This is a genomic window from Acidithiobacillus thiooxidans ATCC 19377, from assembly GCF_009662475.1.
GTDB classification, from domain to species: Bacteria; Pseudomonadota; Gammaproteobacteria; order Acidithiobacillales; family Acidithiobacillaceae; genus Acidithiobacillus; species Acidithiobacillus thiooxidans.
In genome coordinates, this window is the sequence record NZ_CP045571.1 from 199,176 (window position 1) to 225,080 (window position 25,905).

General features: G+C 54.1%; 28 protein-coding genes. 20 read left to right on the forward strand and 8 right to left on the reverse strand.

Going from position 1 to position 25,905, the window contains the following annotated elements:
- Positions 1–55: 55 nt before the first annotated feature.
- The 6 genes from GCD22_RS01040 (at position 56) to GCD22_RS01065 (ending at position 5,493) form a co-directional block, all read left to right on the forward strand.
- Positions 56–328, forward strand: coding sequence for an HPr family phosphocarrier protein (locus GCD22_RS01040; protein WP_024893430.1), 273 nt, complete (start codon positions 56–58; stop codon positions 326–328).
- The gene (gene ptsP / locus GCD22_RS01045) at positions 325–2,037 is read left to right on the forward strand and encodes a phosphoenolpyruvate--protein phosphotransferase (protein ID WP_031571013.1); all 1,713 of its coding nucleotides are present in this window, start codon (positions 325–327) and stop codon (positions 2,035–2,037) included. The genes GCD22_RS01040 and ptsP overlap by 4 nt, the downstream gene beginning before the upstream one ends.
- Positions 2,038–2,044: 7 nt before the next feature.
- Complete coding sequence (locus GCD22_RS01050; protein ID WP_139111684.1) at positions 2,045–3,307, forward strand: AsmA family protein; 1,263 nt, start codon at positions 2,045–2,047, stop codon at positions 3,305–3,307.
- Positions 3,304–4,416 carry an A/G-specific adenine glycosylase gene (gene mutY, locus GCD22_RS01055; protein WP_024893427.1) on the forward strand — a complete coding sequence of 371 codons (1,113 nt, stop codon included), beginning with the start codon at positions 3,304–3,306 and terminating at the stop codon, positions 4,414–4,416. The genes GCD22_RS01050 and mutY overlap by 4 nt, the downstream gene beginning before the upstream one ends.
- A 76-nt stretch (positions 4,417–4,492) precedes the next feature.
- On the forward strand, positions 4,493–4,765 hold the full coding sequence (locus GCD22_RS01060) for an oxidative damage protection protein (RefSeq protein ID WP_010640613.1): 273 nt from the start codon (positions 4,493–4,495) through the stop codon (positions 4,763–4,765).
- A 482-nt stretch (positions 4,766–5,247) separates the two neighbouring features.
- Entirely contained in the window at positions 5,248–5,493 is a 246-nt protein-coding gene (locus tag GCD22_RS01065; RefSeq protein ID WP_010640611.1) for a hypothetical protein, read from the forward strand.
- A gap of 295 nt (positions 5,494–5,788) precedes the next feature.
- Here GCD22_RS01065 and GCD22_RS01070 read toward each other — a convergent pair whose 3' ends face one another.
- A complete protein-coding gene (locus tag GCD22_RS01070) occupies positions 5,789–7,981 on the reverse strand; it encodes a TonB-dependent receptor (RefSeq protein WP_051690524.1) in 2,193 nt (730 codons plus the stop codon).
- A 245-nt stretch (positions 7,982–8,226) separates the two neighbouring features.
- Here GCD22_RS01070 and GCD22_RS01075 point away from each other — a divergent pair, with 245 nt between their 5' ends.
- The 3 genes from GCD22_RS01075 to GCD22_RS01085 are packed head-to-tail and all read left to right on the forward strand — an operon-like array spanning position 8,227 to position 11,431.
- Complete coding sequence (locus GCD22_RS01075; RefSeq protein ID WP_031571028.1) at positions 8,227–9,726, forward strand: HAMP domain-containing sensor histidine kinase; 1,500 nt, start codon at positions 8,227–8,229, stop codon at positions 9,724–9,726.
- Positions 9,662–10,042 carry a hypothetical protein gene (locus GCD22_RS01080; protein ID WP_010641183.1) on the forward strand — a complete coding sequence of 127 codons (381 nt, stop codon included), beginning with the start codon at positions 9,662–9,664 and terminating at the stop codon, positions 10,040–10,042. Before GCD22_RS01075 ends, GCD22_RS01080 begins: the two co-directional genes overlap by 65 nt.
- A gap of 3 nt (positions 10,043–10,045) precedes the next feature.
- The gene (locus GCD22_RS01085; RefSeq protein ID WP_153940358.1) at positions 10,046–11,431 is read left to right on the forward strand and encodes a sigma 54-interacting transcriptional regulator; all 1,386 of its coding nucleotides are present in this window, start codon (positions 10,046–10,048) and stop codon (positions 11,429–11,431) included.
- Position 11,432: 1 nt separating this feature from the next.
- Here the strand turns inward: GCD22_RS01085 and gad are convergent, their stop codons facing one another.
- Positions 11,433–12,806: a glutamate decarboxylase gene (gene gad, locus GCD22_RS01090; RefSeq protein WP_031571033.1), complete on the reverse strand. Its 1,374-nt coding sequence runs from the start codon at positions 12,804–12,806 to the stop codon at positions 11,433–11,435.
- A gap of 311 nt (positions 12,807–13,117) precedes the next feature.
- Complete coding sequence (locus tag GCD22_RS01095) at positions 13,118–13,486, reverse strand: rhodanese-like domain-containing protein (protein ID WP_010641189.1); 369 nt, start codon at positions 13,484–13,486, stop codon at positions 13,118–13,120.
- Positions 13,487–13,614: 128 nt separating this feature from the next.
- On the opposite strand from GCD22_RS01095, the gene GCD22_RS01100 reads away from it, so the two are divergent.
- Positions 13,615–14,226, forward strand: coding sequence for a histidine phosphatase family protein (locus GCD22_RS01100; RefSeq protein ID WP_024893424.1), 612 nt, complete (start codon positions 13,615–13,617; stop codon positions 14,224–14,226).
- A 226-nt stretch (positions 14,227–14,452) separates the two neighbouring features.
- Here GCD22_RS01100 and speE read toward each other — a convergent pair whose 3' ends face one another.
- Both speE and speD read right to left on the reverse strand, forming a co-directional pair.
- Positions 14,453–15,289, reverse strand: coding sequence for a polyamine aminopropyltransferase (gene speE, locus GCD22_RS01105; protein ID WP_010640600.1), 837 nt, complete (start codon positions 15,287–15,289; stop codon positions 14,453–14,455).
- A gap of 118 nt (positions 15,290–15,407) precedes the next feature.
- Positions 15,408–15,809 carry an adenosylmethionine decarboxylase gene (gene speD / locus GCD22_RS01110; protein ID WP_010640598.1) on the reverse strand — a complete coding sequence of 134 codons (402 nt, stop codon included), beginning with the start codon at positions 15,807–15,809 and terminating at the stop codon, positions 15,408–15,410.
- 315 nt (positions 15,810–16,124) lie between these two features.
- On the opposite strand from speD, the gene GCD22_RS01115 reads away from it, so the two are divergent.
- The 8 genes from GCD22_RS01115 to pdxA are packed head-to-tail and all read left to right on the forward strand — an operon-like array spanning position 16,125 to position 21,373.
- Complete coding sequence (locus GCD22_RS01115; RefSeq protein WP_010640596.1) at positions 16,125–16,949, forward strand: ABC transporter ATP-binding protein; 825 nt, start codon at positions 16,125–16,127, stop codon at positions 16,947–16,949.
- 3 nt (positions 16,950–16,952) lie between these two features.
- Positions 16,953–17,735: a lipid asymmetry maintenance ABC transporter permease subunit MlaE gene (gene mlaE, locus GCD22_RS01120; RefSeq protein ID WP_024893423.1), complete on the forward strand. Its 783-nt coding sequence runs from the start codon at positions 16,953–16,955 to the stop codon at positions 17,733–17,735.
- Positions 17,736–17,748: 13 nt separating this feature from the next.
- A complete protein-coding gene (gene mlaD / locus GCD22_RS01125) occupies positions 17,749–18,228 on the forward strand; it encodes an outer membrane lipid asymmetry maintenance protein MlaD (protein ID WP_024893422.1) in 480 nt (159 codons plus the stop codon).
- A 12-nt stretch (positions 18,229–18,240) separates the two neighbouring features.
- Entirely contained in the window at positions 18,241–18,882 is a 642-nt protein-coding gene (locus GCD22_RS01130) for an MlaC/ttg2D family ABC transporter substrate-binding protein (protein ID WP_024893421.1), read from the forward strand.
- Complete coding sequence (locus GCD22_RS01135; RefSeq protein WP_024893420.1) at positions 18,879–19,196, forward strand: STAS domain-containing protein; 318 nt, start codon at positions 18,879–18,881, stop codon at positions 19,194–19,196. The genes GCD22_RS01130 and GCD22_RS01135 overlap by 4 nt, the downstream gene beginning before the upstream one ends.
- Positions 19,189–20,109 carry an ABC transporter ATP-binding protein gene (locus GCD22_RS01140; protein ID WP_024893419.1) on the forward strand — a complete coding sequence of 307 codons (921 nt, stop codon included), beginning with the start codon at positions 19,189–19,191 and terminating at the stop codon, positions 20,107–20,109. Before GCD22_RS01135 ends, GCD22_RS01140 begins: the two co-directional genes overlap by 8 nt.
- 14 nt (positions 20,110–20,123) lie before the next feature.
- Positions 20,124–20,375 carry a S4 domain-containing protein gene (locus GCD22_RS01145; RefSeq protein ID WP_010640584.1) on the forward strand — a complete coding sequence of 84 codons (252 nt, stop codon included), beginning with the start codon at positions 20,124–20,126 and terminating at the stop codon, positions 20,373–20,375.
- Positions 20,372–21,373: a 4-hydroxythreonine-4-phosphate dehydrogenase PdxA gene (gene pdxA, locus GCD22_RS01150; RefSeq protein WP_024893418.1), complete on the forward strand. Its 1,002-nt coding sequence runs from the start codon at positions 20,372–20,374 to the stop codon at positions 21,371–21,373. The genes GCD22_RS01145 and pdxA overlap by 4 nt, the downstream gene beginning before the upstream one ends.
- A gap of 35 nt (positions 21,374–21,408) precedes the next feature.
- Here pdxA and GCD22_RS01155 read toward each other — a convergent pair whose 3' ends face one another.
- Complete coding sequence (locus tag GCD22_RS01155) at positions 21,409–21,963, reverse strand: HNH endonuclease (protein WP_010640580.1); 555 nt, start codon at positions 21,961–21,963, stop codon at positions 21,409–21,411.
- Positions 21,964–22,025: 62 nt separating this feature from the next.
- Between GCD22_RS01155 and rsmA the strand changes: the two genes are divergently transcribed.
- Both rsmA and GCD22_RS01165 read left to right on the forward strand, forming a co-directional pair.
- The gene (rsmA, locus tag GCD22_RS01160; protein ID WP_175438520.1) at positions 22,026–22,832 is read left to right on the forward strand and encodes a 16S rRNA (adenine(1518)-N(6)/adenine(1519)-N(6))-dimethyltransferase RsmA; all 807 of its coding nucleotides are present in this window, start codon (positions 22,026–22,028) and stop codon (positions 22,830–22,832) included.
- Positions 22,829–23,296 carry a YbjN domain-containing protein gene (locus tag GCD22_RS01165; protein ID WP_010640577.1) on the forward strand — a complete coding sequence of 156 codons (468 nt, stop codon included), beginning with the start codon at positions 22,829–22,831 and terminating at the stop codon, positions 23,294–23,296. The genes rsmA and GCD22_RS01165 overlap by 4 nt, the downstream gene beginning before the upstream one ends.
- On the opposite strand, the gene GCD22_RS01170 is transcribed toward GCD22_RS01165, so the two are convergent.
- Positions 23,262–24,143 (reverse strand): SPOR domain-containing protein, encoded by an 882-nt coding sequence (locus tag GCD22_RS01170; protein ID WP_031569881.1) that lies wholly within the window; start codon positions 24,141–24,143, stop codon positions 23,262–23,264. The two genes, GCD22_RS01165 and GCD22_RS01170, sit on opposite strands and share 35 nt — an antisense overlap.
- 6 nt (positions 24,144–24,149) lie before the next feature.
- Positions 24,150–25,889 (reverse strand): arginine--tRNA ligase, encoded by a 1,740-nt coding sequence (gene argS / locus GCD22_RS01175; protein WP_031569879.1) that lies wholly within the window; start codon positions 25,887–25,889, stop codon positions 24,150–24,152.
- Positions 25,890–25,905 lie beyond the last annotated feature (16 nt).

A 25,905-nucleotide genomic window follows, 5' to 3' on the forward strand; every position in this document is an offset into this window, starting at 1 on the left:
TCAGGTTATGCTGAAAACAATTTAAGTCTGACCTCGTTGTCGGGGAGTATGTGTTGTGACGGTCCGTGTTGACTATCCTATTATTAATTCGTTGGGCTTGCATGCCCGGCCTTCGGCGAAGTTTGTCAGTCTTTCGGCACGTTACCCCTGTGCTGTCTGGCTGGAGCGCGATGCTCAGCGGGTCAATGGTAAAAGTATCATGGGCTTGATGACCCTGGCCGCAGCCCAGGGAACCATTCTGACGTTGGAAACCGAAGGAGAGGGAGAGCAGGCCTGTGCCGATGCCTTGCTGGCCCTGGCTAAGGACCGATTCGGGGAAGATGCATGAGTTTTGAACTGGCAGGTATAGGGGCTTCTGGTGGCATTGCGATTGGCACAGCGCTGGTGCTGGAGCCGACGACGCTGGATATTCCCGAACATATTCTGGCTCCAGAAGCTGTGGAGGCAGAAGTGCTGCGCTTACGTGCAGCTCTCAGCACTGCCCGTGATGAACTTTTTGCGGTACGTGACGTGATTCCTGCCGACGCACCCCAGGATACCCGCCTGTTTATTGATGCGCATCTCCTGATGCTGGATGATCCCGCCTTGCGGGAAAGACCGTTACGTTCCATTCGCGAAGATCACCGCAATGCGGCCTGGGCCATTCAGCTGGAACGGGAACGCCTGCTGGAAATTTTTGACCGCATGGAAGATGCCTATCTGCGTGCCAAGCGGGAAGACATTATTCAGGTGACCGATCGGGTATTACGGCAGCTCGTTGGCTGGGAGCCGCCGACGCTGCAGAGTGCGGAAGGACAAATCATCATTGCTGAAGAGTTGAGCCCTGCTGATACCGTGCTCATGAAAAAGGACAAGGTCCTGGCCTGGGTGACCGACTTTGGCGCAGCAAACTCGCACGCCGCCATTCTCGCACGGAGTCTTGGTCTGCCAGCGGTCGTTGGCGCCCATTCTGCCAGTCGTCTGCTACGCAGCGGCGACATGGTCATTGTCGATGGTGATCAGGGCATTATTCTGGTGGCACCCGACGCGCTGGTACTGCGACAGTATCAAGGTTTACAGGAACAACGACAGCGCCGCCGCCGGCTTCTGGAAGAACAACGGGATCTGCCCGCCATTACTGCCGATGGTGTAGAAATTCATTTGCGGGCCAACATCGAATTACCGGACGACTCCAGTCTGGTGCGGCGCATGAATGCCGATGGTGTGGGTTTGTATCGCAGTGAGTTTCTGTTTATGAATCGTCCCGATATTCCTGATGAAGAAGAGCAGTATCAGGCCTTTTCCCGGGTGGTGACTGAAATGGCAGGGGCTCCCGTTACCATCCGCTCGTTGGATATTGGTGCCGATAAGGGGTTAAGTGACGACGAAACGACCACACATAATGCCCTGAATCCGGCTTTGGGTTTGCGTGGACTACGCCTTTGTCTGCGTCGTCCCGAGTGGTTTCGCCCGCATTTGCGGGCCATATTGCGGGCTTCGGCCCTGGGGCCGGTGCGTTTGATGCTGCCGATGCTCAGCAGTATGAGCCAATTGCTGCAAAGCCGGGCGCTGGTAAGTGAATTGCAGGCAGAATTGCGTGGCGAGGGGCTGCCCTGTGATCCGGATATGCCTCTCGGGATTATGGTAGAAGTGCCCGCCGTGGCCATGGCCGCGCACTATTTTGCCGGTTGTGCCGATTTTTTCTCCATCGGGACCAACGATCTTATTCAATATGCCCTGGCGGTTGATCGTGGCGATGATGATGTCAATGATCTTTTTGATCCGTTGCACGTCGGCGTCCTGGCTTTGATTCAGCACACCATTGCTGCCGGGCGCGCCAAGGGTATTCCAGTAGCAATGTGTGGCGAAATGGCAGCCAATCCGGCCTTTACACCATTACTGCTGGGCTTGGGTTTGCGGGAATTCAGTATGTACCCGGGGGCAATTCCCGAGGTGAAGGAAATCATCCGCCAGACATCCATTGCCGAAGCCGAACAGTTGGCAATGGGTGCTCTGGCGGGAGAATTTTCTGTGGCCCTGGAGACCGGCCATAGCTAGATCACCCATGCACCGTATGGGGGTCGGGTTGATACTGCTCCTGTTGCTGCTGCTCATCGGAATGTTTGTTTTCTGGTTCATCGGTGGCCCCCGTATTGTTCTGGAAGAAGTTCTCGCTACCCGCCTGCAGACCCCCGTACATCTGCAGGCCAATCCCCGCTTTTATTGGGGCAAGCAGCAATTGCAGGTGACCCTGCAAGGCTTGCGGATCGGAACAGCAGCACAGCCCCGCCTGCGGTTGCGGCGGCTGATGTTCAGTGTGCTCTGGCGCCCCCTGCTTGCCGGGCATATAAAAATCCGCCAGATTTTTCTGGATCAGCCTTCTGTGTATGGTCCCTGGCCAGCCAGCCCGGGCTCGGCAGCTTCTTCCGCCAATATGAATGTCAGTCTGCCGGGAGACATCCAGATCCGCGATGGCAGTTTGCGCTGGTCTGGTCTGGCGGGACATGTCTTACAGCTGTCCGATGTGCAGGCCAGTTTCCCTCGTTCTGGTGCCGGGGCCGCTACCGGACGCTGGTTCTGGAATCAACATGCGGGTCAAGGCCGTTTGCAAATGGATATTCACTCCACCAGCGGACTTTCTCTGCGCAATTTGCAATTGCTGATTGGCACTCGTCAGGTTCCCGATGCCCTGAGTCTCCAGATGCCGCGCCTGGAAATTCAGGATAAAGTTCTGCAGATTCCCGCGCTGCAGGTCCGTTGGCAAGATAATCATGAGCGGCGGATGGAGCTTTCCCTGCAGGATTTACAGGCCCAGCCAGGGCTGCAGAAAATTGCGCTGCGCAGCGCGACACTGCAAGCCGGATCAGATTTTCACATGCAGATTGATCATGCCCGGTTTTCCTGGGCGCAATGGACCGGTCAGGCAGGCTATGTCCTCAGTGCAGAGCATCTGCCTGAGCTGGCAAAAAAATGGGGATTGTTCTGGCCGAAATTGACGAACCCCAAGGTCCCGCGATATTTCAAAATGAGCGGCAAGCTGGCCTGGAAAAATCCCCGCTTCGACTGGAGCATCCGCCAGGGACTGCTAGATAGCAGTCCCTGGTCTGGAAACATTACGGGAACCTGGCAACCCCTCAAAATTCATCTGGCTTTACAGATCCAGCGCCTGAACCTTGGTGCCTATCTCCCCGCGCCCAAAGCGGGTCCAGGAGCGGTACTACCCAAGCTTCCCGCAACCTGGCCGATCACCGGCTCGCTGCAGATCGGGCAGCTGATCTGGGGAAAAATCCGGGCGGAGAACGTGCTTATCCGTAGTCGAAAACCATGATGCAGATTGCCGACATATTGCTGGACTGGTACGGCGAAAATGGCCGTCATGGTCTGCCCTGGCGACAGACCCGGGACAGTTATCGCCTGTGGCTTGCGGAAATCATGTTGCAGCAAACCCAGGTGGAAAGTGTCAAGCCCTATTACCAGCGGTTTCTGGACGTCCTGCCCAATTGGGAGGCTTTGGCTGTTGCGCCCCAGGATCAGGTGCTGGCCTTGTGGAGCGGTTTGGGCTATTACGCCCGGGCCCGCAACGCCCAACGTGCTGCGCAAAAAATCATGACGGATTTTGCGGGTGAATTTCCCGATACGCCGGAAAGTGCAGAAAGTCTCCCGGGAGTGGGGCGCAGTACGGCTGCTGCAGTACTGGCCAGTGCTTTTGCCCAGCAACGCCCTATTCTCGATGCCAATGCCCGCCGTGTCCTGATCCGGACCCAGGCCATTAGTAGTGATCCCAAGGCCAGCAAGACCCTGCAGCATTTGTGGAAGCTGGCTGAGGCACTGACGCCCGCTGATGCCCACACCTACAATCAGGCTATTCAGGACTTCGGCGCAATGATTTGCCTTCCACGGCATCCTCACTGCGACGCATGCCCCTTACAACGGCATTGCCTGGCTTATGCGGGTGGGTTGAGTGAACAACTGCCGCTGCCCACCCGCAAGCCGGAAAAACCCGATCGCTGCGTTTTTTTTCTGCAGTTAGAAGATCGTAGTGGACGGATATTTCTTGAAAAAAGACCGGATTCTGGCATATGGGGTGGGCTCTGGTGTCTGCCTCAATTTAACCCGGAAGGTTCGTCGAACCCCTTCCTTTGCAATGATCAGCAAAAGGCCCTTGCCGATGGGATCCTGCTGCGCGAGCGGGTAAGACAGTTCTGTGTCCTCCGTCATGGTCTTACCGTAGAAGTAAAGGCGCTGACAATGGTTCAAAAGCATGTATTTACCCATTTTCAATTACACTTCCGCTGCATTCTCGCGACGGTGCAAGACGATCAAATTGTGCCGGGTGTCGCAGATCAGATTTTGACAGGACGTTGGTTTACCCGGGAAAATGCCCTGGCAGAAGGATTGCCAACCCCTGTTCGCAAGATTCTCAGTCAGACTTCGTAACTTGCCCGTGAGACAGGTTCAGGTAAGATGGGCGGCGTCTCCTTAATATCCTGATGTTCTAGCGAGGAAGTTTCTTATGTCTCGAATGGTGCAATGCGTAAAACTGGGTCACGAAGCTGAAGGTCTGGATCGTCCCCCTTATCCTGGCCCACTGGGCGCGCGTATTTATCAGGAAGTTTCCAAGGAAGCCTGGCAGGGTTGGCTGAAGCATCAGACGATGTTGATTAATGAATATCGTCTTTCGCCGATAGATCCCAAGTCCAGAACTTTTCTGGAAAAACAGATGGAAGCCTACTTTTTTGGTGACGGCGCGCAGCAACCTGAAGGCTTTGTTCCGCCTTCTGCCTGAGCAGTTCAAAAACAACCCGGAGGAAGTCGTTTCGGCAACCTCCCATATTTCCCATCCTCTCCATAAGCTGTTTCTCCAGCGTCGTCGTTGAATGACGACAGGCGCGCGCGGCGTCAGATCATCCATTTATTATAAAATCCTTTCCACCTGTCGCTAACAAGTGACGTATTACCATGCGTTCCGGGGTGGCGGCGATCGCTGACAGGCTATGGGATAAACCAGGGACTTATTTTTATCTGACTGATAGTTAAGCGCAAATAATTTTGCACCGGGAGTTTTCGTGCCCGGATTTTTATTGGCTGGAGATGGGACGTTAAGGTTGATTCTGCCTGTTTCAGCGCCATGAATGTTTTTATATTTTATTTTCTTATTATAATCATTAACTTAAAAAGTTGGCACGCGTTATGCTATGAGGTTATCGCTGCTGAAACAGCGCCGCTGCAAGCGGAAATCTGGAACCACCTTTTGAGGAGAGCTTATTTATGAAGAAAATTGTTGCCCTGACTGCTGCATTGTCTTTCTTGACTGCTACTGCTGCTTTTGCGACCACCGAAGTGCCTGCCAAGGCTCCTGAAAAGATGGTTGAGCACAAAGCGCCTGAGCACAAAATGGTAAAGAAAGCCGAGCACAAGAAAATTGAGCACAAGAAAATGGTGAAGAAGGCTGAAATGAAGAAGCCTGAAATGGCAAAGAAAATGGAAGAAAAGAAGGCTGAACCAGCTGCATAAGTAGCTTCAATCCGCAGCCTGATGGCGCGGAGTTCAGTTGTGCAGATGAACCCGGGGAATCTTCTCCGGGTTTTTTACGTCCGATAAATCTAAAAACGGCAGTTGCCGTGGGTGCTTTGCCGCGACTTTTGTTTCGAGCCGTTGTTGTTCTTGGCGAAATCCAGCGCCCGTCAGGAGAGCTGTTTGAGCCCGTAGGGCGAGTTCTCTCCTGACAGCAGGATGAGTCTTAGAACAACAGGCAAGGAACAATGGAGCAAAAAGCACCCACGGCAACTGCCGTTTTCAGGATAAAATATCAAAATTGATATTGCAGGCTCATGTTCACAGAACGTCCTGAACCAGGTAGTGCTGTGCCATAAGTCATGGGGCGCTGGCCCAGATAAAGCCCTCCAAGTGGTTGTTCATAAAACTGGTTCAAGAGATTCGCGAGTTCCAGGCTGGCCTGCCAGTGGCCCTGCCGATATGCGGTGCGCAGATTCAATAAGCCATAGCCAGCTGTTTGCGGTTCATTACGCAGCGCGTCTACCTGGTTTTTTGCGGCAACCAGCTGTTCTTCGATAGTGTTGCGCCATGCTCCCCAGTTTTGATGCAAGGCAAGTCGCAAGTTTAAGGGCATCATGTGGTAGAGGGGCGTATGGTTGCTCAAGTTATCCCCGCGCACATAGGCGGCTTTTGCCGACATTGTAAATGTTCCATAACGCCGGGTTTGTGCCAGACGGGCAGAGCTATCCATATTGATACCCCATATTTCGGCGGTTTGATTGGCAAATTGCAAATAGACAAAACCGCTTTCCGCGTGCAGATTTGCCGCTGTGCAGGCTCCTCCCAGGCTGGTCGGACAGCGGACAGCACCAATATAATTATGAATGTAGGTAAAGTAAGGCTGAATTTGCACGTGCCAGATTTGTGGATCTGAGCCATGGAAATTGGCAGCCAGACTGACCGTGTTGGCTGTTTCTGGTTTCAGGTTGAGATTACCAATATAACCATTACCATCGTTGAACCAGCCGATCATATTCATGGCCATGGCATTGCTGGACCAGGGGTAGAGTTCGTAAAGGCTGGGGGCTTGGGCTTTACGCGCCAGTCCCAGGGTATAGCTACTGTGTTTATCGGGCTGGTAGTGCACGATGGCCGAAAAATTCCAGATGATGTACTGGCGCTGGCGATCACTCCGGTTGAATGTACCCGGCAAGCTTTGCGGGTTGTCCGGGTTTCCATACATCATGGCATTGTAACCTTGGACCGGGCCGGAGTTCATGCGCACATCTTCCAGCCGCAGGCCAAGATCACTGTTCCATTGTGGATCCCATTGCGTTTTCAGGTCGGCGAAAGCGGCATAGCGATCCCTTCTGCCATTGTCGATAGTTATATAAGTATTGGGACCCATCATGCTCATTTTACTGGTTGCTGGGGGCCACCAGTCGTTCAGATGTTCATGGTTGTAACTGGCACCGAATTCCAGGCGATTGCGTGTGTCCAGAGGCACAGCAATTTTGCCCTTTACGCCGTTATTCACGCCCTGAGTGTTCATTGGCATGCCCATCATGGCGCCCAGGTTTTTGTCTGCAAGGAAGTTCATGTTGTGTTGAACTACCTGATTGTAAGCCTGTAATTCTAATTCACCCCATTGAAAGCGTCCCTGATAATGGAGGTTAAGGCGGGTACTGTGATTTCCGGTCATATCCATGCGGGCACTGGGAAATCCTTGGTAGGGAATGCTCTGATATTGCACGCCCAGTTCCAACACCTGCTGTTTCCAGCGGTAGGCAGCATTGAGATTCTGGTATACTGCCTCATACAGGGATGAAGCCACCACATCGCCGGGAATGCCGTAGGTTACAGGCTTGAAAGCTTTTGCTGCGGTGTAGTTGCCGCCATGTACATAGGAGCCGCTATAGTTAATGCTGAAGTGCCGGGTAGCCGCAGCGGCATTCAGATGCGTCCCGTAAATATGGCCATTACTTTGATAAAACTCGCCTACGCTGCCGCCACTCACAAAATGACTGCCGGTCTTTGCGAAAATTGGTTGCGGAGATTTGACGATGACGGCCCCACCAACAGCGTTGCCCCCCACACTTACCGGAACCACCGTGGGATAGATGGTTATCTGACCAATGGCAGCTGGCGGAAGGTACGAAAGTGGTGGGTTCATATGATTGGCACAGGCATTGGGAGTGCTGAATCCGTTAACCTGCAAGAGCAGCTGATTGTCACTCAAGCCGTTTAAAACTGGCAATCCGGATACTCCACCTGCGGCGGAAACAGAACCTTCGGGGATGTTCTGCAAAATCTTCGCGGTATTGCTTGCCAGATGGGCATTATCACGCGCATTGGCCGAGGCATTCAGGACGCCATCTGCAGAGTCCGTCATGAATCCATATCCTGGTAGGTTAATGTTAATGGTCATCGGGGTTGTTGCCCCGGAGCTGTTGGCCAGTGCCAGCAAGACCGCGCCGATAAGCGGATGGATGGGGGCTCGTCGCATGAAATTCTCCTGATAATTAAAGTTATTTTTGGAATTTTGCGGCGTTTGAGGATTACGGGTGGGAACGCGTCCTCACTTTTTTATGGCAAGATCGTATTCGATCTCCACAGTAGTTTGTAATTCTAATGTTTTGCTGGTTAATAGAGCGATATTATTAAAGTATATTAAGGTTATCTGATGTTCTTGCGATTTGTTTCCGGCGAATTTACGCTGGAGCCTGGGTATTTTTGGGAGTGCAAAGCTTCATGGTTCTTCGTCCAAGTTCCATTTCCAAGCTGGTCGTGTTTGGCTTCGGTCTGGCCATCGTGCCACTGGTATTGGTCATTGTCAGCGTGACGCTTTCCATCGCGCATTTTGCCGAACAGGGGCAGGTCAGTATTCTCCGGGCAGTGGCCATGAGTGATGCGGCCAATCGCATGAATAACGCCGTGCGTTCCATGGAGCGTTATGGTCTGCAATACACTGTACTGCAGGATCAGGCATTACTGGTTTTGTATGATCAGAGCTTTAGCGAGTACCAAAAAGCCAGTACCCAGTTTGCGGCGGCAGGCCCCTCGCCGGTCGACCTGGAGCGGCTGCATCATCTGGCTGAAAATCTATCCCGTGCCCGTCAGCTATTACCCCTGGTTTCCCTGGAGGGCAACCGGAGTGCTCTGGCAGGTGATTTCAGCCGGGCCAGCGGGGAGGCCCAAAGTCTGCAAAGTGATGTGAATGAAGGAATCAGTACAGAGGTCGGTAAACTGGGCACGCGTGCGTTGGCCATTAAACGGCTGACCATTTTTGAGGTGCTTCTGGTTTTACCCCTGTCAGTCGCGGTAGCTATTGTGTTCATTATTCTCATTACCCGACCGGTGCGGCGTCTGGACCAAGCGGTGTCCGGGCTGGGTGCAGGTGATCTGGAAACACCCATAACGGTCAAAGGTCCGCGCGACATAGCCAGTTTGGGAGATCGCCTGGAATGGTTGCGGAACCGTCTGAACGCTCTGGAAGCGGCCAAGCTGCATTTTCTGCGTCAGCTTTCCCACGAGCTGAAAACGCCTCTCACAGCCATTCGCGAAGGATCAGAGTTGTTGCAGGATGATCTCGGCCAGAATCTCAGTGCTGAGCAGCAGGAAATTGTACAGATTGTAGGGGATAACAGCTTACGCTTGCAGCGCCTCATAGAAGATTTGTTGCGCTTTAGTCTGGCGGAGGGGCCTGTGGGGGCAGGGATGGTGCAGGAGTTATCTTTGACGCATGTGGTAGAGGATCTGCTGCTGAGTTATAAGCCCAGCCTAAGAAGTAATGCATTGCACCTGGAAACCCGGCTTGAGGAGGTGCGTATTCGCGGACATGCAGATCGACTCCGCACTATTTGTGATAATTTGTTGTCAAATGCCGTGAAATTTTCTCCTCAAAACGCTACCATACGGGTGGATTTGCAAGTACAGGACGAAGATGCGGTGTTGGACGTTCAGGATGAGGGTCCTGGAGTGGATCCCGATGAGCGGGAAAAGATTTTTGATATTTTGTATCGCGGCGAAGCTTCGGATTCCGGAAAAATAGAAGGTAGTGGTCTCGGGTTGGCCATTGCCAGGGAATATGTGTTGAGTTATGGGGGAAGCCTTGAATTGCAGGATAAAAAAACACCAGGTGCTTGGTTTAGATTGCGCTTACCCCTTGCTGGGCAGGATGCTTCCCATGCTCATCATTCCGCTGATACTGACGGGATGCGCCAGCACCCCGGTCCCAGCTCTTCCGTCTAACGCCGTACTGCTCAAACCGGGGGAACAGATTATTAAAACCAGTGAGCTGGCAACCCTCAAGGCACAAATAGCCGAACTGGAAAAAGTGACCCCGGTGACTGCACCCTGCATTTCCGAAAAAGCCGAAGCAGCTGTTCTGAGTAAACAGTTGGCCGATGCAAGGGCAGGAGATCCCGGATACCAAAAGCTGGAAAACAAGGTGAACGACTTGCAAAATCGTCTTCTCCAGTCGCAGCAGCATGAAGCCGAATTACGTCGTAAACTGAACGAATTGGTACAAATAGAGAAAAACGCCCGCTTTCCGCAGGGACACTGAATCATGGCAGATAAAGGTAAAATCCTGCTGGTAGACGACGACGCAGATTTGCTGCGCCTGTTGTCGCTGCGCATGAAAACGGCAGGATATAACATCAGTACGGCGGCTAATGGTAATGAAGCTCTGGCGCTGTTGGCCATGGAGCATCCGGGTCTGGTAATTACCGACCTTAAAATGGACCAGATGGATGGCATGGCCCTGCTGGATGCCATTCGTCGGGAGTATCCCACCTTGCCCGTCATCATTTTGACAGCCCACGGTTCCATACCCGATGCCTTGCTGGCCGCCAATCAGGGGGTTTTTGCCTTTTTGACCAAGCCCTTTGATGGTAAAGATCTGATGGCCCAGGTTGAGCGCGCTTTTAGTTTGACCGCAGCCGTAGCCCCATCTTCCGGAAAAAAGGGCAAGGATACCAGTTGGGATAGAATTTTGACCCGTAGCCCTAAAATGCAGGCGGTGCTGGATCAGGCACGCCTGGTAGCGGCCTCCGATGCCAGCGTTTTTGTGCACGGTGCCAGCGGTACGGGCAAAGAGTTGCTGGCGCAGGCCATTCATCAGGCCAGTCCACGGCGTCCGCAGCCATTTATTGCCCTGAATTGTGCGGCATTTCCGGAGCAGTTGCTGGAGTCGGAGCTTTTTGGTCACAAGAAAGGCGCTTTTACCGGGGCGGCCAATAATCATCAGGGATTATTCCAGGCAGCGGAAAAGGGCACCCTGTTTTTGGACGAAATTGGTGATATGCCGCTTTCCCTGCAGGTCAAATTATTACGGGCTCTGCAAGAACGCATGATTCGCCCGGTAGGGTCGACAGAAAGCATCGCCGTCGATGTCCGCATCATCTCCGCCAGTCATCGTGATCTGGAAAAAGAAATGGCTGAACGGCGTTTTCGCGACGACTTGTATTATCGTCTTTGCGTGGTGACGCTGGAATTGCCCGCCCTGGCCGAACGCCCTGAGGATATTCCCTTGCTGGCAGAGTTTTTTCTGCGCGATACCGCCGCTAAAAACCGCAAGGATGTGCGCGGTATTGCTCCGGAGGCGATGGAGCTCCTGGTGGCGGCGCCCTGGCCAGGAAACGTCCGGCAGTTAGCCAATGTCATTGAGCAGGCGGTGGTTTTATCCACCACACCACGTATTGGTGCGCCCCTGATTCGCCACGCCCTGCGCGACAAAGAGGGCGAAGTCATGCCCCTGGCCGATGCCAAAGGGCGTTTCGAAATGAACTATCTTATTCAGATCATGCGCATGACCCGGGGAAATGTGAGTCAGGCGGCTCAGTTGGCGCAGCGCAACCGCACCGAATTTTATCGTTTGTTAAGACGCTATCACCTGGATCCATCAGCCTTCAAGGAAAATGGAACGGTAGATGAAGAAGAAGGCGAAGAATGAGCTAATTGTGATGAAAGTGTTGATCATCTGATTTTTTGGCGGCGGGCGGGGCTGCTTCGAGTTCAGCAATCACGTTCTTGATATCCTGTAAAAGCAGACCCGCCATATCTCGTGAAAATCCTTCTCGAATGACTAGCCGTAATACGGCGATTTCACCGGCATTTTCCGGTAGGGTGTAAGCAGGAACCTGCCAGCCCCGAATACGCAGCCGTTCGGATACATCAAATACACTGTAGGATTTGGCTTTTTTGAGTCTTACGGCAAATACCGGAATGGCGCTGCCATCACTCAAGAGGCTGAACGACCCTATTTTGGCCATTTCGCCAGAAAGCCAAAGGGCGGTATCCCGTAAATTCGACATGATTCGCGTGTAACCTTCCCGCCCAAGACGCAGCAGATTGTAATACTGTCCGACAATCTGGTTGCCCGGGCGGGAAAAATTGAGGGTAAAAGTGGGCATGTCACCGCCCAAATAATTGACATGGAATACCAAATCTTCCGGGAGATGCTCTTCACCCCGCCACAGCGCCCAGCCCACTCCAGGATATACGAGTCCATACTTGTGCCCGGAGGTGTTGATGGAAACCACATTGGGCAGGCGAAAATCCCAGTGTAAATCGGGTTGCAAAAAAGGGGCTACAAAGCCGCCGCTGGCAGCGTCGACATGAATGGGAACCTGCAACCCGCTGTGCTGATTATGGGCCACAAGGGCGTCGTGGATTTCTTTGACCGGATCAAACTCCCCGGTAAAAGTGGTACCCAGTACTGCGACGACACCGATACTGTTTTCATCCACCATAGCCAGGACTTCGTCGGAAGTAAGGGTATATCGATCATCCTGCATGGGAATATAACGAGGTTCCACTTCCCAATAGCGACAGAATTTTTCCCAGACGACTTGCACGTTGCGGCCCATGACGAGGTTGGGCTTTTCTGTGCTCAGGCCTTTATCCTGACGGCGTTTCCGCCAGCGCCATTTCAACGCCATACCCGCGAGCATGACGGCTTCGCTGGAACCAATGGCCGAGACGCCTACGGGTTTTTCTTCGGGGTTGGCATTGAACAAACGGGACAACATATTCACACAGCGGGTTTCGATTTCGGCGGTTTGTGGATATTCGTCCTTGTCGATCATGTTTTTGTCGAAAGTTTCAGCCATGAGCTTTTCGGCTTCAGGCTCCATCCAGGTGGTGACAAAAGTGGCCAGATTGAGGCGGGCGTTCCCATCCAGCATAAGCTCATCATGAATCAACTGGTAGGCTGTTTGCGCAGACATTTCTCCATCAGGCAATCGGTATTTGGGAATAGGGTGATCCATGGTCCGGGATCCATAAGCCGGGGTGATATCGCTGTCTTCGGTAAAGCGCTTGACCATGTGGTTCTCCTTGGTAGTAGGTGAGAGCTTCCTGGTTTTGGTCACTTTACAAGTGGGTAAAGTTCAAAGCTGCACCGCATTCTCGCGCCGAAAGATGAGTTGCTTTATAACGTATTGGGACATCATTTTATGGCGAAGAATGATGGTGGGGGAGATTATAATAAACGACTGTCCCCGCCGCGCTGGCAGCCATTAGCGGCGGGCAGCTGCTCAATAAAGTTGCCAAGGCACACCCATGACCGCAGTGATTGAGGCTCGCCCAATCCATTTGCGGCTGAATTGGGTTTCAGGCGAATCCCGCCCTGATGTTTTCAGGGCTTGTGAACTGGATGATCGGCATCATCCCAGGCGTCCATGCCACCTTGAATGGAATGAACATTGGTGTAACCCATTTTCTTTAATTGTTGGGCGGCCAGTGCGGCACGCCCTCCGGTTTTGCAGTAAACCAGGATTTCCCGATCTTTGTCCTTGAGGGCCGGATGGGAGTCTGCCTTGAACTCGAGCATGCCCCGGGATATATGGTGCGCACCAGGAATATGGCCACCAGAAAATTCATGGGTTTCGCGAACATCTATAATAACCACTTCTTCCGACTGGTGTTTGCCATGGGCCTGCTGTAAATCCATTTCCCGAATTTCTGCCTTGGCTTCCTTGACCAGTTCCATTGCTGTCTTGTTCATTATGCGCCCCTTGATCAGATAAATCAGAAAAACTGATTAAACCATAACGACCCACGACCATTCGCGCAAGCCCCTTGTCGGAGCGTCTATAGTTTGAAGAGTATCTGGCAAAAAACAGGAGAGCCATCATGCAAATTGAATCCATTACCCTGGTGCGGCATGGTATGACCGAATGGGCGGATCAGGGTAAGCATACCTCGGACACGGATATTGGTCTGACCTTCGCAGGGCGAGCAGATGCCGAGGCGCTCTGGGCAGCGTTTGAAAATCAGGGGCATTTTGACGGGATTTATTCCAGCCCGCTGATTCGTGCCCATCACACGGCCATCCTTGCCGGTTTTGCGCATCCGCAATTACATCATGATTTGATGGAATGGCGCTATGGCCGTTATGAGGGCAAGACTACCCAGGAAATTCACAAGGAAAATCCAGAGTGGAGCATATTCCGCTGTGGCGGGCCGGAGGGAGAAAGCCCGGCAGAGGTGACGAAACGCTGCGATCGGCTGCTTCACGACTGGGATACAAAAGGGCACAAGCATGTTCTTTGCTTTGCCCACGGGCACATTTTGCGCGCCCTGGCGACGCGCTGGCTGGGGTTGGATCTCCGCTTTGGAGATCATTTGCATCTGGACCCCGGGAGCATTTCCCGCCTGGCTTGGGAACATGATACGCCAGCCTTGCATCTCTGGAATTACTGTCCCCGGTACACCCATATCGGACCGGGGCGGCCTGCCCAATGAACCTAAAAACGGCAGTTGCCGTGGGTGCTTTGCAGCGACTTTTGTTCTGAGCCGTTGTTGTTCTTGGCGAAATCCAGCGCCCGTCAGGAGAGCTGTTTGAGCCCGCAGGGCGAGTTCTCTCCTGACAGCAGGATGCGCCTTAGAACAACAGGCAAGGAACAATGGAGCAAAAAGCACCCACGGCAACTGCCGTTTTTAGGATGAAGCGGTTCAGTTCCGGACAGGTTTAGCCGAGCAGGAAAGCCGGGGCTACCTGTGCTGCCTGCTGCATACCAGCATGGTAGTAGTGAGTGCCGGTAAAGGCTTTGGCATCTTCAGCGCGAAACGCGTCCATGCTCAGACCCTTGCGCCCCAAGGTGCCGCTCCACCAGCCGGAGGGGTAGCAAAACTGGGGAAAATACACGCTGTTCACCGCTTCAAAGCCTGCCTCTGCCATGCGACTTTGGCACTGGCGAATGAGGTCAGCATGCAGTAGCGGAGATTCAGATTGTGCAACCAGAACGCCCTGCTCGGCCAGAGCGTGGTGACAGGCGGCATAAAAATCGGTGGCAAACAGACCGGCAGCCGGTCCTACCGGATCCGTGGAATCCACAATGATGACGTCATAACGTCCGGCAGGGGCTTCCTTGATCCAGGCGATGCCATCTGTAAAGTGAAAGTGGGCGCGGGGATCATGGTTTTTTTCGCACAACTCGGGAAAAAAGCGTTCGGCAACCCGGGTCACTCTTTCGTCTAGTTCGACCTGCGTGGCTTCTTCCACTTCCGGGTGACGCAGCACTTCCCGGAGGGTGCCACAATCTCCGCCGCCAATAATCAGCACCCTTTTGGGTGCGGGGTGGGTAAACAGGGCGGGATGGCTCATCATTTCGTGGTACAGATAATTGTCACGATCGGTGACCATCACCAGACCATCCAGAGTCATGAGGGTGCCAAAATGTTCCGTTTCAAAGATTTCTATGGTCTGGTACGGGCTTTGTTCGCGATGCAGTACTTCGCGGATTTTCAGGCTCAAGCTCGCGCCATGTTCTTCATAGCGTTCGGTATACCAAAGTTCTGTGCTCATGATTGCCTCTCATTGTGACCGGAATGGTATGTCCCCGCGTGGATTTTGCGGAAGAATGAGATAAAAGAAAAGGCGGGCTCCGGTATTCAGAGCCCGCCCGCTGTGGTGACGGATACTTTCAGGCGCAGAGAACCGGCTTGACGCGCAGTTCATGGGCGGGAATGCCCATCATGTCTACTTGCCCGCGTTTCATCTCCATGGTGGAGACCTGGCCGGCACCAAAAGCTTCCTTGAGATAATTCAAGGCATCTTCAGGCTGAATGATATCGCCACAGGTGAATACATCTACCGCTGCATAACCATATTCGGGCCAGGTATGAATGGCCAGATGGGATTCCGCAACGATTACGGCACCACTGACCCCGTAAGGAGAAAAGTGGTGAAAGGTTTGCGTCACAATGGTGCAGTTGGCGCGCCGGGCGGCCTCCAGCATGGCATCCGTGACAAAATCAACATCAGACAAGGTACTGCCGTCACAGTGATAAAAGTCTGCAACGATTTGATGTCCTAACGAGCGCATAGGTGCCCCCCTTACCAAAGTTAAAAAGGTTAAGAAGTAGCTCCCGTGCACCCCCAGACAGTACTTGGTTTTATGCCCTACCTTGCTGGAACGTGGCCATGCCGTGCTCCAAGTCTCTTAAGGACTGACCCCCTTAGTAACTGCTTTCGGTGCCGTGGAAACAGGATGCGAACTATACACTTATCCGCATGGGATGCAAGGGATTTTTGAGATTTTTTTAGATCTGCCCGCAGGCCGATATTCTGCTGTTCTGGTACCCTGTTGACCGTTCGGTTTATACTCTGACCCCTGACTGATAATGGAACAAGGATGCTCATGGCTGCTGAGGCTCTTGTAGAGCTGGATAATGTGCGCTTTGCCCGTGGCTCGCACCCGGTGCTGGCGGGAGTAGACATGCACATTCCCCGGGGTGCCATTGTTGCGCTGATGGGGGCCAGTGGCGGGGGCAAGACGACCATGCTCAATCTCATGGCAGGGACTTTGCGTCCACAATCCGGCCAGATTCGTATTGCCGGGCAGGATCTGCAAAAGCTCAGTGAGGATGCCATGTATGCTCTGCGTCGGCAGATGGGTATGTTATTTCAGCACAGTGCTTTGTTTACTGATTTGACTGCCTTTGAAAACGTGGCTTTTCCGCTGCGCCGGCATTTCCGCCTTCCGGAGAACCTGCTGCGCAAGCTGGTCATGATGAAGCTGGAGGCAGTGGGGTTGCGTGGCGCTGCGGGTCTGTTTCCGGCAGAGCTTTCGGGAGGAATGGGGCGCAGAATCGCCCTGGCCCGGGCGGTCGTCATGGATCCGATGTTGATATTTTATGATGAACCTTTTACCGGGCTGGATCCCATCAGCGTGGGCATTATTGCCTCACTCATCAAACGGCTGAATACGGCCCTGGGGGCGACCAGCGTGTTGGTGAGCCATGATGTGGAAGAAACTTTTTCCATTGCCGATTACGGTTTTATTCTGGCGGGTGGCAAAATCATTGCTGAGGGCAGCCCGGCAGACTTGCGTGCCAGTGATTCTGCCCTGGCTCGACAATTTTTGGGGGGGCAGCCCGATGGGCCGGTGCCTTTCCATTATCCGGCCCGGCAGGATTATGCCGCAGCGCTGCGGGACAGCCATGCCGCTGGCGAGGTGCTATAGCGCATGGCTATGCTCGAATTTATTCCGCAATTGGGCCGACGCACCTTGCAAAGCATTCCTGGCCTGGGTGCCGCCAGTCGTTTCCTGTTATCGAGCCTGCTCAGCGTGTTTAACCGGCATTTCAGCTTTCAGCAGTTATTCCGGCAGATTTATGGTTTTGGTGTGCGCTCGCTCATCCTTATGGTGGTTGCGGCGTTTTTTACCGGCATGGTTCTGGGATTTCAGGGTTATTACGCGCTGGTGCGCTTTGGGGCCACTTCGGCTTTGGGAACGCTGATTGCCTTGTCTTTGCTGCGCGAGCTGGGGCCGGTGCTGACCGCTTTGCTATTTGCCGGGCGTGCGGGCTCTGCGCTGACTGCAGAAATCAGCTCCATGAAAGCCACCGAGCAGTTGAGCGCCATGGAAATGATGGCGGTTAATCCCCTTGCCTGGGTAGTTGCTCCCCGCATTTGGGCGGGAATCATCTCGGTGCCCATACTCTGCGCGATTTTTGATCTGGTCGGGATTTTTGGCGGATATCTGATTTCCGTGCCGGTATTAGGTGTGGATGGTGGGACTTTTTGGGCGCAGATGCAGTCTAACGTGACCTTTTCAGGGGATATACTGACGGGTTTGTTCAAGGCCCTGTGTTTTGGTGTAGTGGTGACCTGGATTGCCGCCTGGAAAGGATATACGGCGCGGCCGACGGCGGAAGGGGTAGGTAATGCAACGACGCTGAGTGTGGTGACAGCCTCGCTGACCGTATTGGGTCTTGATTTTATTCTTACAGCTTTGCTATTCAGCTGAGGGCAGGAAGCACATGGAAACTCGGGCAATAGATTGGTGGGTCGGCATATTCGTACTGCTGGGCATTGCAGCGTTGGTGGTGCTGGCTCTACGGGTAGGGAATCTTTCCGGCTTTGCCTATGATAGCGGTTATGTACTGCATGCTGATTTTAGCAATGTCGGGAGTCTCAAGACTCGCAGTCCGGTCAAGATCGGTGGCGTCACTATTGGTGAAGTTACCCATATTGGTATGAATCCGAAAACCTATATGGCCAATGTGACCATGCGCATCGAGCCGTCCATCAAGCTGCCGATTGATACGGGCGCTTCGATTTATACCCAGGGACTGCTGGGTGAACAGTATATTGCCATTCAGCCGGGTGGCATGCCGCAGAACCTCAAGCCCGGTGCTACCATCACCATGACTCAGGGGGCCGTTAACATTGATCAGATGATTGGTCAGATGGTGTTCAGCAAGGCTGCAGGAAGCAGCAAGTCTTCAGGAAGTCAATAAGGAGAAATTTTGATGCGTCAGATCACCTGGATTGCGCTGTTATGTTTGATTTTCGCCTGGACTGTGCCGGCCAGTGCTACGGATGCTCCCAACGCCCAGGGTGCCGTCACCGTGGTCCATGAACTCACCAATAACGTCTTGAAGGTGCTGCGCGCCAACAAGGGTAAACCCATCACCCCGGCTGTCAAAAAGCAGGTGGCTGATATTGTGTTGCCACATATGGACTTCACTACTATGTCCCAATATGTCATGGCGCAGTACTGGCGGCAGATGAATCCTGCGCAGCAGAAAGAGTTTGTAGTCCTTTTCAAGGATCTGCTGGTGCGTACCTACAGTAATGCGCTGAATCATTATCATGGGCAGACGGTAAAAATCACGGGTAGCCAGCAGGTTTCCCAAGACCCGCCCGTAGCCCAGGTCAACATGGTTATTCGCCAAGCCGATGGTGGTCCGGATATTCCGGTCATTTATGCCCTGCTCTACACCGATCATACCTGGCGGATATATAACACCTACATTGATGGTGTGAGTATGGTTCTGAATTATCGACAGAGTTTCGGGCAGATAGCTTCCAGTCGCGGAATCCCCGCCTTGCTCCAGCAAATGACCGAGAAAGATGCGACTGAAAAAAGTTCCGGGAAGCAGCCCGCTTGAGTCTGGGAGCCAGCTGGCAGCGCCGTGAAGTCGGCGGACAGACCCAGCTCTTCTTGCTGGGCGACTGGCGGATTGCGCATCTGGACGGACTGCTCAAACGCTTTGACTGGAGCAGGGAAAGTCAGGGCTGTGCGGTGATTGCCCTGAATGAGCTTGAGGCCGGAGACAGTGCCACCCTCGCCCTGCTCATGGAATGGACCCAGGTCCAGGCGTCCAGAGGGATGACGTTGCAAATTCGCGGGATATCGCAGCCCTTGCAGGAACTGGTGGCGCTTTATCGTTTACAGGACATGCTGCACATTGACCATGACTGATTGCCCTGCCATTCACATTCAGGGTTTACGTAAAGCCTATCAGAGCGGACATCTGGCGCTGGCCGGTGTGGATCTGGATATTCACGCCGGTGAGTTTTTCGGTTTGCTGGGCCCCAATGGGGCGGGTAAGTCATCTCTCATTAATATTCTTGCCGGTGTGGTTCGCCGCTCCAGTGGCGTAGCGGAAATTTTCGGGTTCGATGTCGAAAGAGATTTTCGCCGAACCCGGCAATTGCTGGGGGTGGTTCCCCAAGAGCTGGCTTATGATCCCTTTTTTACCGTGCGTGAGTTTTTGCATATGCAATCCGGTTATTTTGGCCTGCGCCATAATGATAACTGGATTGATGAGCTCATGGCAGAGCTGGATCTGGCAGACAAGGCTAATGCTAATCTGCGGAATTTATCCGGGGGCATGAAACGGCGGGTGCTGATTGCCCAGGCCCTGGTACATCGGCCGCCGGTAGTGGTACTGGACGAGCCGACTGCAGGCGTGGATGTGGAGTTACGCCAGGGACTCTGGCAGTTCATACGGCGCTACAATGCCGAAGGCCGAACGGTCATTTTGACCACCCATTATCTGGAAGAAGCCGAGGAGTTGTGCGAACGGATTGCCATCCTGCAACAGGGAAAAATTGTCGCCCTCGACAGAAAAGAGAATTTATTGAGTGCGGCAAGCTGGCGAATCCTGAAAGTGACTTTTGATCATGACCCTGGAGAACTGGGTCCAGCGCTGGAGGATTTGCTGACCGGGGCTAGTGAAAATATCCGGGTATTTCGCATTGATGCACAACGCAATCCTCTGGGTGCAGTCCTCGCCCAGTTGCAGCAGTTGCCTGCGCAAATTCTCGATCTGCATTTGCAGGAACCACGTCTGGAGGATGCCTTTACCGACATCCTCGGACGGATGCGCTGAAAGGCTCTGCTTCAGTGCGCCTGGATTTGTTCCTGAAAATGTCGCGGCTCATTAAGCGCCGCAGTCTCGCCAAGGAAATCTGTGATGCCGGTTGTGTGCAAATCAATGGTCGGATTGCCAAGGCCGGGGCAGAAGTAAAACCAGAAGATGTGCTGACCGTGGATATTCGTGACCGTTTGCTGCGGGCGCGGATATTGCGCTTGCCTCAGCGGGTGGAAGGACCCGAGGGGATCGTGGAAATGATGCCAGAGGAATCCGGGTTATGAATACATTGCCGCGTTTGTTGGTGACCGTTGGCGAACCTGCCGGAATTGGTCCGGATATTTGTCTGCAGTTGGCTACTCATCCCCTGCCGGCAGCCGTCATTCTGCTGGGGGATCTGCATTGCCTGCGCAGCCGGGCGATGATATTGGGGTTGCCGGTACGACTGGAACCCTGGCAGGAAGGGGATCCATGGCCTGAGCTTGAGCCCGATGTTCTGCGCGTGCTGGATATACCCCTGCTGCACAGCTGCCAGCCGGGACATCTGGATCCTGCCAATGCTCCGGCGGTGTTGCGCAGTTTGGACAAAGCCCTGGATTTACTGCGCGTGGGGATGGCGGACGCTCTGATCACTGCGCCCGTGCATAAGGGCATCATCAATGACGCGGGTATTCCCTTTACGGGACATACCGAATACCTCGCTGCATCCTGTGGGCAAAACGAAGTGGTGATGCTCCTGGCCGGACGCGGCTTGCGGGTTGCTCTGGCCACCACCCATCTGCCTCTGGCCGCAGTGCCAAGCGCCATTACCCGGGGTGGTCTGGAACGGACCCTGCGGATTTTACAGGCTGCCCTGATTCAGGATTTTGCCCTGGCCGCGCCCCGTATCCTGGTCGCTGGTTTAAACCCGCACGCCGGTGAGGGTGGACATCTGGGACACGAAGAAACTGATATCATTATCCCGGTTATTCATGCCCTGCAACAGGAAGGTATGCGGGTTTCGGGCCCCTGGCCGGCAGATACCCTGTTCACGCCGCGCTTACTGGAGGACGCCGACGCGGTTCTGGCCATGTATCATGATCAGGGGTTGCCGGTGCTGAAATATCATGCGTTCGGTGAGGCCGTGAATATTACCCTGGGTTTACCTATTGTGCGCACCAGTGTAGACCACGGTACGGCCCTGGATGTGGCGGGCACGGGGCGGGCGCAAGGCGAAAGCCTTCTCCATGCACTTGATGCTGCCACAGAAATTGTCCGTAACCGGCATATGAACCGGCCCTGATGGAGAAGCTGGTTCAGGTCGAAAACAACAGGCGCTTAGCCAATCCGGCTGCGTCCTTCGGGCACCTGAGCCAGCAGGAACTCCATCTGATCGGCGAGAATACGGCGATTGCTGAGCAACAGATATTCCGCCCATGTCGGCGTAAAAGGTACCGCCAACAAGGGCATGTGCGCCTCGTCCGGAGTGCGGTTGTCCTTGCGACTGTTACAACTGCGGCAGGCGGTCACCACATTGGTCCAGATATCCCGGCCCTTGCGAGAAATGGGAATAATATGATCACGGGTCAATTCGCGCACCGGATAATGTTTGCCGCAGTACATGCAGAGATGATGATCGCGGTGAAACAGGGTTTGATTGGACAGGGCAGGAGGCCTGATTTTGCCAAGATGCCGACCGCGCACGGCAATGACCGGATGAATGTCAAGCTGGGAATGAATGCCACTGCGTCGGCATACTCCACCGTGGGCAGTGAAAAAAGGATTCCCGAGGGTCCAGGCCACATTACCCCGGACATAATGGGCGGCGGCTTCTTCCCAGGTTTCCCAGGCCATGGGACGACCACCGACGTCAAGACGAAGCACAAGGTGCATGGGCTTTCCGTTTCGCATCGCCTGCTAAAGGCGTCACCCAAATATAGCATGAAGCGAGGTTAATGATGCAAGTGGGGGCCTTGCCGGCAGCCAAAAAGCGCTTTGGACAGAATTTTCTGGTGCAACCCTACATTGTGGAGCGCATCATGGATGCCATTCGTCCAGACCGGCAGGATGTTCTGTTGGAAATCGGGCCGGGGCCGGGGGCGTTGACCCAAAAGCTGCTCCAGGCACTGGATCATCTGACCGTGATTGAGCTGGATCGGGACATGATCCCCGGTCTTGAAGCGCTGGCGATCCCCGGGCAAATGACGATCCTGCAGGCCGATGCCCTGAAGGTGGATTTTGCGCGTCTGGGTGACAGCGACAAGTCGCTGCGGGTGGTGGGTAATCTTCCCTACAACGTGGCGACCCCTATTATTTTTCATATTCTGGAGTCGGTAGAGCGGATTCAGGATATGCACTTCATGTTGCAAAAGGAGGTCGTCGAACGCATGGTGGCGGCCCCCGGCAGCAAAACCTATGGACGACTATCGGTGATGATTCAGGCCTGGTGTGAAGTGGAGTCTCTGTTTACAGTGGGCCCCGGGAATTTTTTTCCGGCGCCCAAGGTGGATTCAGCCTTCATGCGTTTGCTACCCTGTAAGCCGGTTTTGCTGACCGATTGTCTGCGCCCGGCTTTTACCAGGATTGTCACCAGCAGTTTTGCGCAGCGCCGCAAGACCATCGCCAATAATTTACGCGGCATTTTCAGTGCGGAGCAGTTACAGAGCTTGGATATTGATCCTTCCTGTCGTGCAGAAACACTGGATCAGGCTGCCTTTTTTCGCCTCGCCGAGGCTTTTGCTGAACAAGGATCCCAACAATGAATCATGTGGAAGTGGTTGAAAAACTGTTTATGGAACTGGAATGGGAAGCCAAAATGCTTCCGGATTATCCGGTCATGACCTGTGCACTGCAGGTACCCAATGGCACCCTGGATATTTTCTGTCATGTTCATGCAGATCGTGAGCGCATCCTGTTTTATTTGCGTCCACAGAATCTGGATATTACGGCGAACAAGCGATTGGCGGTGGCCGAATTTGTGACCCGTGCCAACTATGGTCTGTCTCTGGGTAATTTCGAGCTGGATATGGAAGATGGTGAAATCAATTTCAAGACGATTTTGCAGGCACCGGCAGCCGTATTATCTACGGCCTTGTTGCGTCCCTACCTGTTGTTGGGTGTGGAAACCATAAACCATTATCTGCCCGGGTTGGACAAGGTGCTGGCCGGTCAGGAAACTCCCGCTGCAGCCATCAAGGCACTGGAGACTGGGACAGCGGTGCATTAGTTGCTGCACCGATGATGCCGTTGCCAATCAGCAAAGGGGTGATGCCCATGCCACGAATTTTGGCGAGAGTGGGTTGGGCATCGGCCAAAGAATCAAACGTTCGGGTTTGCAGGCGATAAAGCGTGTTACTGCCATTGCCATCCACTTTGGTCATGCTGGTGCTGACGCCCAGTAGCGCTAGGCGGTCGCGGAGCACGACGGCGGCAGCCCGATTCGTAAATGCTCCCACCTGAATGGTTACCGGCTGATGTACGGCCACGGCAGCAGTGCTGTTGGTGCTTGCGGAAGGAATACCCGGACCACTGCCGAGAATGTCCGCCGGTATATCAACATGCATTTTTGGCAGGATCTGATAAAAGTTGAAATCCACGCCACTGCGTGTGGAGGCGGCAGTGGCTGTTGACTGGGTGCTGGTGGTGCTGGCTGCTGTCCCGTGTTTGCTGGTGCTGGTGCTGGTGCTGGAGGCAGGAGCAGCGGAGGGCGCGATGGCCGTAGCCAATGCCACGGAACTGGCACTGGATGATTTGCCCCCTGTTGCAGGCTTGGCATTACTGCTGGCTGATGCGGCGGCGGCAGTGCTTCCTGAATTTTTCGACAGGAGCCCCAGTTTGCCGGTGTTGATGGGTAATTGCGCGATCCACCACCACACCAGGGCGCTGAGCAACAGGATGATAATGAGCAATATCCAGGGCCAGAGTCTGGGGCCTCGATCTTCGGCAGAATGCAGTGCTTCCTGCTCTTCCTCCATTTCCAGTTCGGGTTCGGGCTCCCTCGGCCTCCGGGGCGGAGGCGCCGGGCGCTGCTCTCTGGAAGGTGGGCGGCTGGTCTGGTTCTTATAATCACGCATGACGGTTTACATCTGCTCCGGTGCCGAGACCCCAAGCAGTTTCAAGCCATTGGCAATGGTCTGGGCGACCCCTTTGCAAAGCGTCAGGCGGGCATGGCGCAGGGGTGTTTCCTCCACCAGAATCTTGGTGGAGTTGTAATAAGTATGAAAAGCGGCGGCCAGATCGCGCAGATAAAAAGCAATCTGATGCGGTTCCCGATCCCGGGCGGCGTTGTGCACGACTTCCGGAAAACGCCATAAAGCATCGGCCAGAGCCAGCTCGCGGGAATCCTGCAGACAATCCAGTGCACGCTCATTATCGGCAGGAAGACTCAAGCCTTTTTCTGTAGCCTGGCGGAGCATGGAGTAAACCCGGGCATGGGCATACTGGATATAAAATACCGGATTTTCTTCCGAGTGCTTTTTGGCCAGATCCAGATCAAAGTCGAGGTGCTGGTCAGCGCGGCGCAGCACATAAAAAAAGCGGGCGGCATCATTACCAACTTCTTCGCGCAGTTCGCGCAGGGTGACAAATTCTCCGGCACGGGTGGACATGGATACCTTTTCCGCACCACGATACAGAATGGCAAACTGGACCAGTACGACTTCCAGCTTTTCGTCGTCCAGTCCCAGTGCTTTGAGCGCTGCCTTGACGCGAGGAACGTAGCCGTGATGATCGGCACCCCACATATCCAAAACATGAGTGAAACCACGGGCAAATTTCTCGGCATGGTAAGCCACATCCGAGGCAAAGTAGGTGTACGCACCGTTTTCCCGACGCAGAACCCGGTCCTTGTCATCGCCAAATGCGGTTGACCGGAACCAGAGCGCGCCATCCTGAATGTAGCAATGTCCCGCAGCTTCCAGTTCGGCTGTCGCCCGGTCTACGGCTCCGGAATCGACCAGTTGTCGTTCTGAATACCAGCGTTCGTAATGCACGCCGAATTGTTCCAGATCATTGCGGATGTCGTTCAGGATTTCATCCAGCCCGGCACTGTGCAACACACGGTAATCGTTCCCCAGACTTTGCTTGAGGTGGGCGATCAGTGTGTCCACAGCCGCATCGGCGTCTTCCATGGCAGGCAGGTTGGGGATGTTGGCTGCGGCATGCTCCAGGCGATCACCGCATTGCGTGCGTAGTTGTGCCGCAATTTCGCGCACATAAGCGCCGCGATAACTGTTGTCAGGAAAGGGCCAGGGAAGCAGTCCGGCCGCTTCGAGGTAACGCATATAAACACTGGCGGCCAGAATATCCATCTGCCGACCGGCATCATTCACGTAATATTCACAGAAAATATCATACCCATTGAAGCGCAAAATATTGGCCAGGCTCGCACCGTAGGCAGCACCCCGACCGTGCCCCACATGAAGCGGACCAGTGGGATTGGCCGAAACAAATTCCAGTTGCAGCTTTTGCTGCTCGCCCCGTTGGTTGGACCCGAACTGGTTTTGTTCGGTCTGGATTTTTTCGATGACCGCATGAAAAGCGGCAGGGCTCAGAAAAAAATTGATAAAACCCGGTCCGGCAATTTCCGTACGCACTATCCACGGGCTGGCGGGCAATGCCGCAATAATGGCGTCGGCCAGTTCACGGGGTTTACGCCCCGCCTTTTTGGCGAGAAGCAGGGCGATATTGCTGGCCAGATGGCCGTGCTCCACCTGCTTGGGACGATCCAGTTCGAGCTGAGCCGGAACATCCGGGATGACGCCCTGCAGTAGCAGGGCATTGAGGGCCTCTTGCAGGGGCTGGAGAACAAATGCTTTCACGGGGCTACCTTATCCA

Bases quoted from the DNA above. Each gene is read 5' to 3' on its own strand.
- rsmA (WP_175438520.1), top strand. From the start codon at position 22,026: ATGATGCAAGTGGGGGCCTTGCCGGCAGCCAAAAAGCGCTTTGGACAG.
- GCD22_RS01130 (WP_024893421.1), top strand. From the start codon at position 18,241: ATGCGTCAGATCACCTGGATTGCGCTGTTATGTTTGATTTTCGCCTGG.
- ptsP (WP_031571013.1), top strand. From the start codon at position 325: ATGAGTTTTGAACTGGCAGGTATAGGGGCTTCTGGTGGCATTGCGATT.
- GCD22_RS01085 (WP_153940358.1), top strand. From the start codon at position 10,046: ATGGCAGATAAAGGTAAAATCCTGCTGGTAGACGACGACGCAGATTTG.
- mlaD (WP_024893422.1), top strand. From the start codon at position 17,749: ATGGAAACTCGGGCAATAGATTGGTGGGTCGGCATATTCGTACTGCTG.
- GCD22_RS01070 (WP_051690524.1), bottom strand. From the start codon at position 7,981: ATGCGACGAGCCCCCATCCATCCGCTTATCGGCGCGGTCTTGCTGGCA.
- mlaE (WP_024893423.1), top strand. From the start codon at position 16,953: ATGGCTATGCTCGAATTTATTCCGCAATTGGGCCGACGCACCTTGCAA.
- gad (WP_031571033.1), bottom strand. From the start codon at position 12,806: ATGGTCAAGCGCTTTACCGAAGACAGCGATATCACCCCGGCTTATGGA.
- mutY (WP_024893427.1), top strand. From the start codon at position 3,304: ATGATGCAGATTGCCGACATATTGCTGGACTGGTACGGCGAAAATGGC.
- GCD22_RS01155 (WP_010640580.1), bottom strand. From the start codon at position 21,963: ATGCACCTTGTGCTTCGTCTTGACGTCGGTGGTCGTCCCATGGCCTGG.
- GCD22_RS01095 (WP_010641189.1), bottom strand. From the start codon at position 13,486: ATGAACAAGACAGCAATGGAACTGGTCAAGGAAGCCAAGGCAGAAATT.
- pdxA (WP_024893418.1), top strand. From the start codon at position 20,372: ATGAATACATTGCCGCGTTTGTTGGTGACCGTTGGCGAACCTGCCGGA.
- speD (WP_010640598.1), bottom strand. From the start codon at position 15,809: ATGCGCTCGTTAGGACATCAAATCGTTGCAGACTTTTATCACTGTGAC.
- GCD22_RS01140 (WP_024893419.1), top strand. From the start codon at position 19,189: ATGACTGATTGCCCTGCCATTCACATTCAGGGTTTACGTAAAGCCTAT.
- speE (WP_010640600.1), bottom strand. From the start codon at position 15,289: ATGAGCACAGAACTTTGGTATACCGAACGCTATGAAGAACATGGCGCG.
- GCD22_RS01165 (WP_010640577.1), top strand. From the start codon at position 22,829: ATGAATCATGTGGAAGTGGTTGAAAAACTGTTTATGGAACTGGAATGG.
- GCD22_RS01060 (WP_010640613.1), top strand. From the start codon at position 4,493: ATGTCTCGAATGGTGCAATGCGTAAAACTGGGTCACGAAGCTGAAGGT.
- GCD22_RS01050 (WP_139111684.1), top strand. From the start codon at position 2,045: ATGCACCGTATGGGGGTCGGGTTGATACTGCTCCTGTTGCTGCTGCTC.
- GCD22_RS01170 (WP_031569881.1), bottom strand. From the start codon at position 24,143: ATGCGTGATTATAAGAACCAGACCAGCCGCCCACCTTCCAGAGAGCAG.
- GCD22_RS01115 (WP_010640596.1), top strand. From the start codon at position 16,125: ATGGCTGCTGAGGCTCTTGTAGAGCTGGATAATGTGCGCTTTGCCCGT.
- GCD22_RS01080 (WP_010641183.1), top strand. From the start codon at position 9,662: ATGCTCATCATTCCGCTGATACTGACGGGATGCGCCAGCACCCCGGTC.
- GCD22_RS01075 (WP_031571028.1), top strand. From the start codon at position 8,227: ATGGTTCTTCGTCCAAGTTCCATTTCCAAGCTGGTCGTGTTTGGCTTC.
- GCD22_RS01100 (WP_024893424.1), top strand. From the start codon at position 13,615: ATGCAAATTGAATCCATTACCCTGGTGCGGCATGGTATGACCGAATGG.
- GCD22_RS01065 (WP_010640611.1), top strand. From the start codon at position 5,248: ATGAAGAAAATTGTTGCCCTGACTGCTGCATTGTCTTTCTTGACTGCT.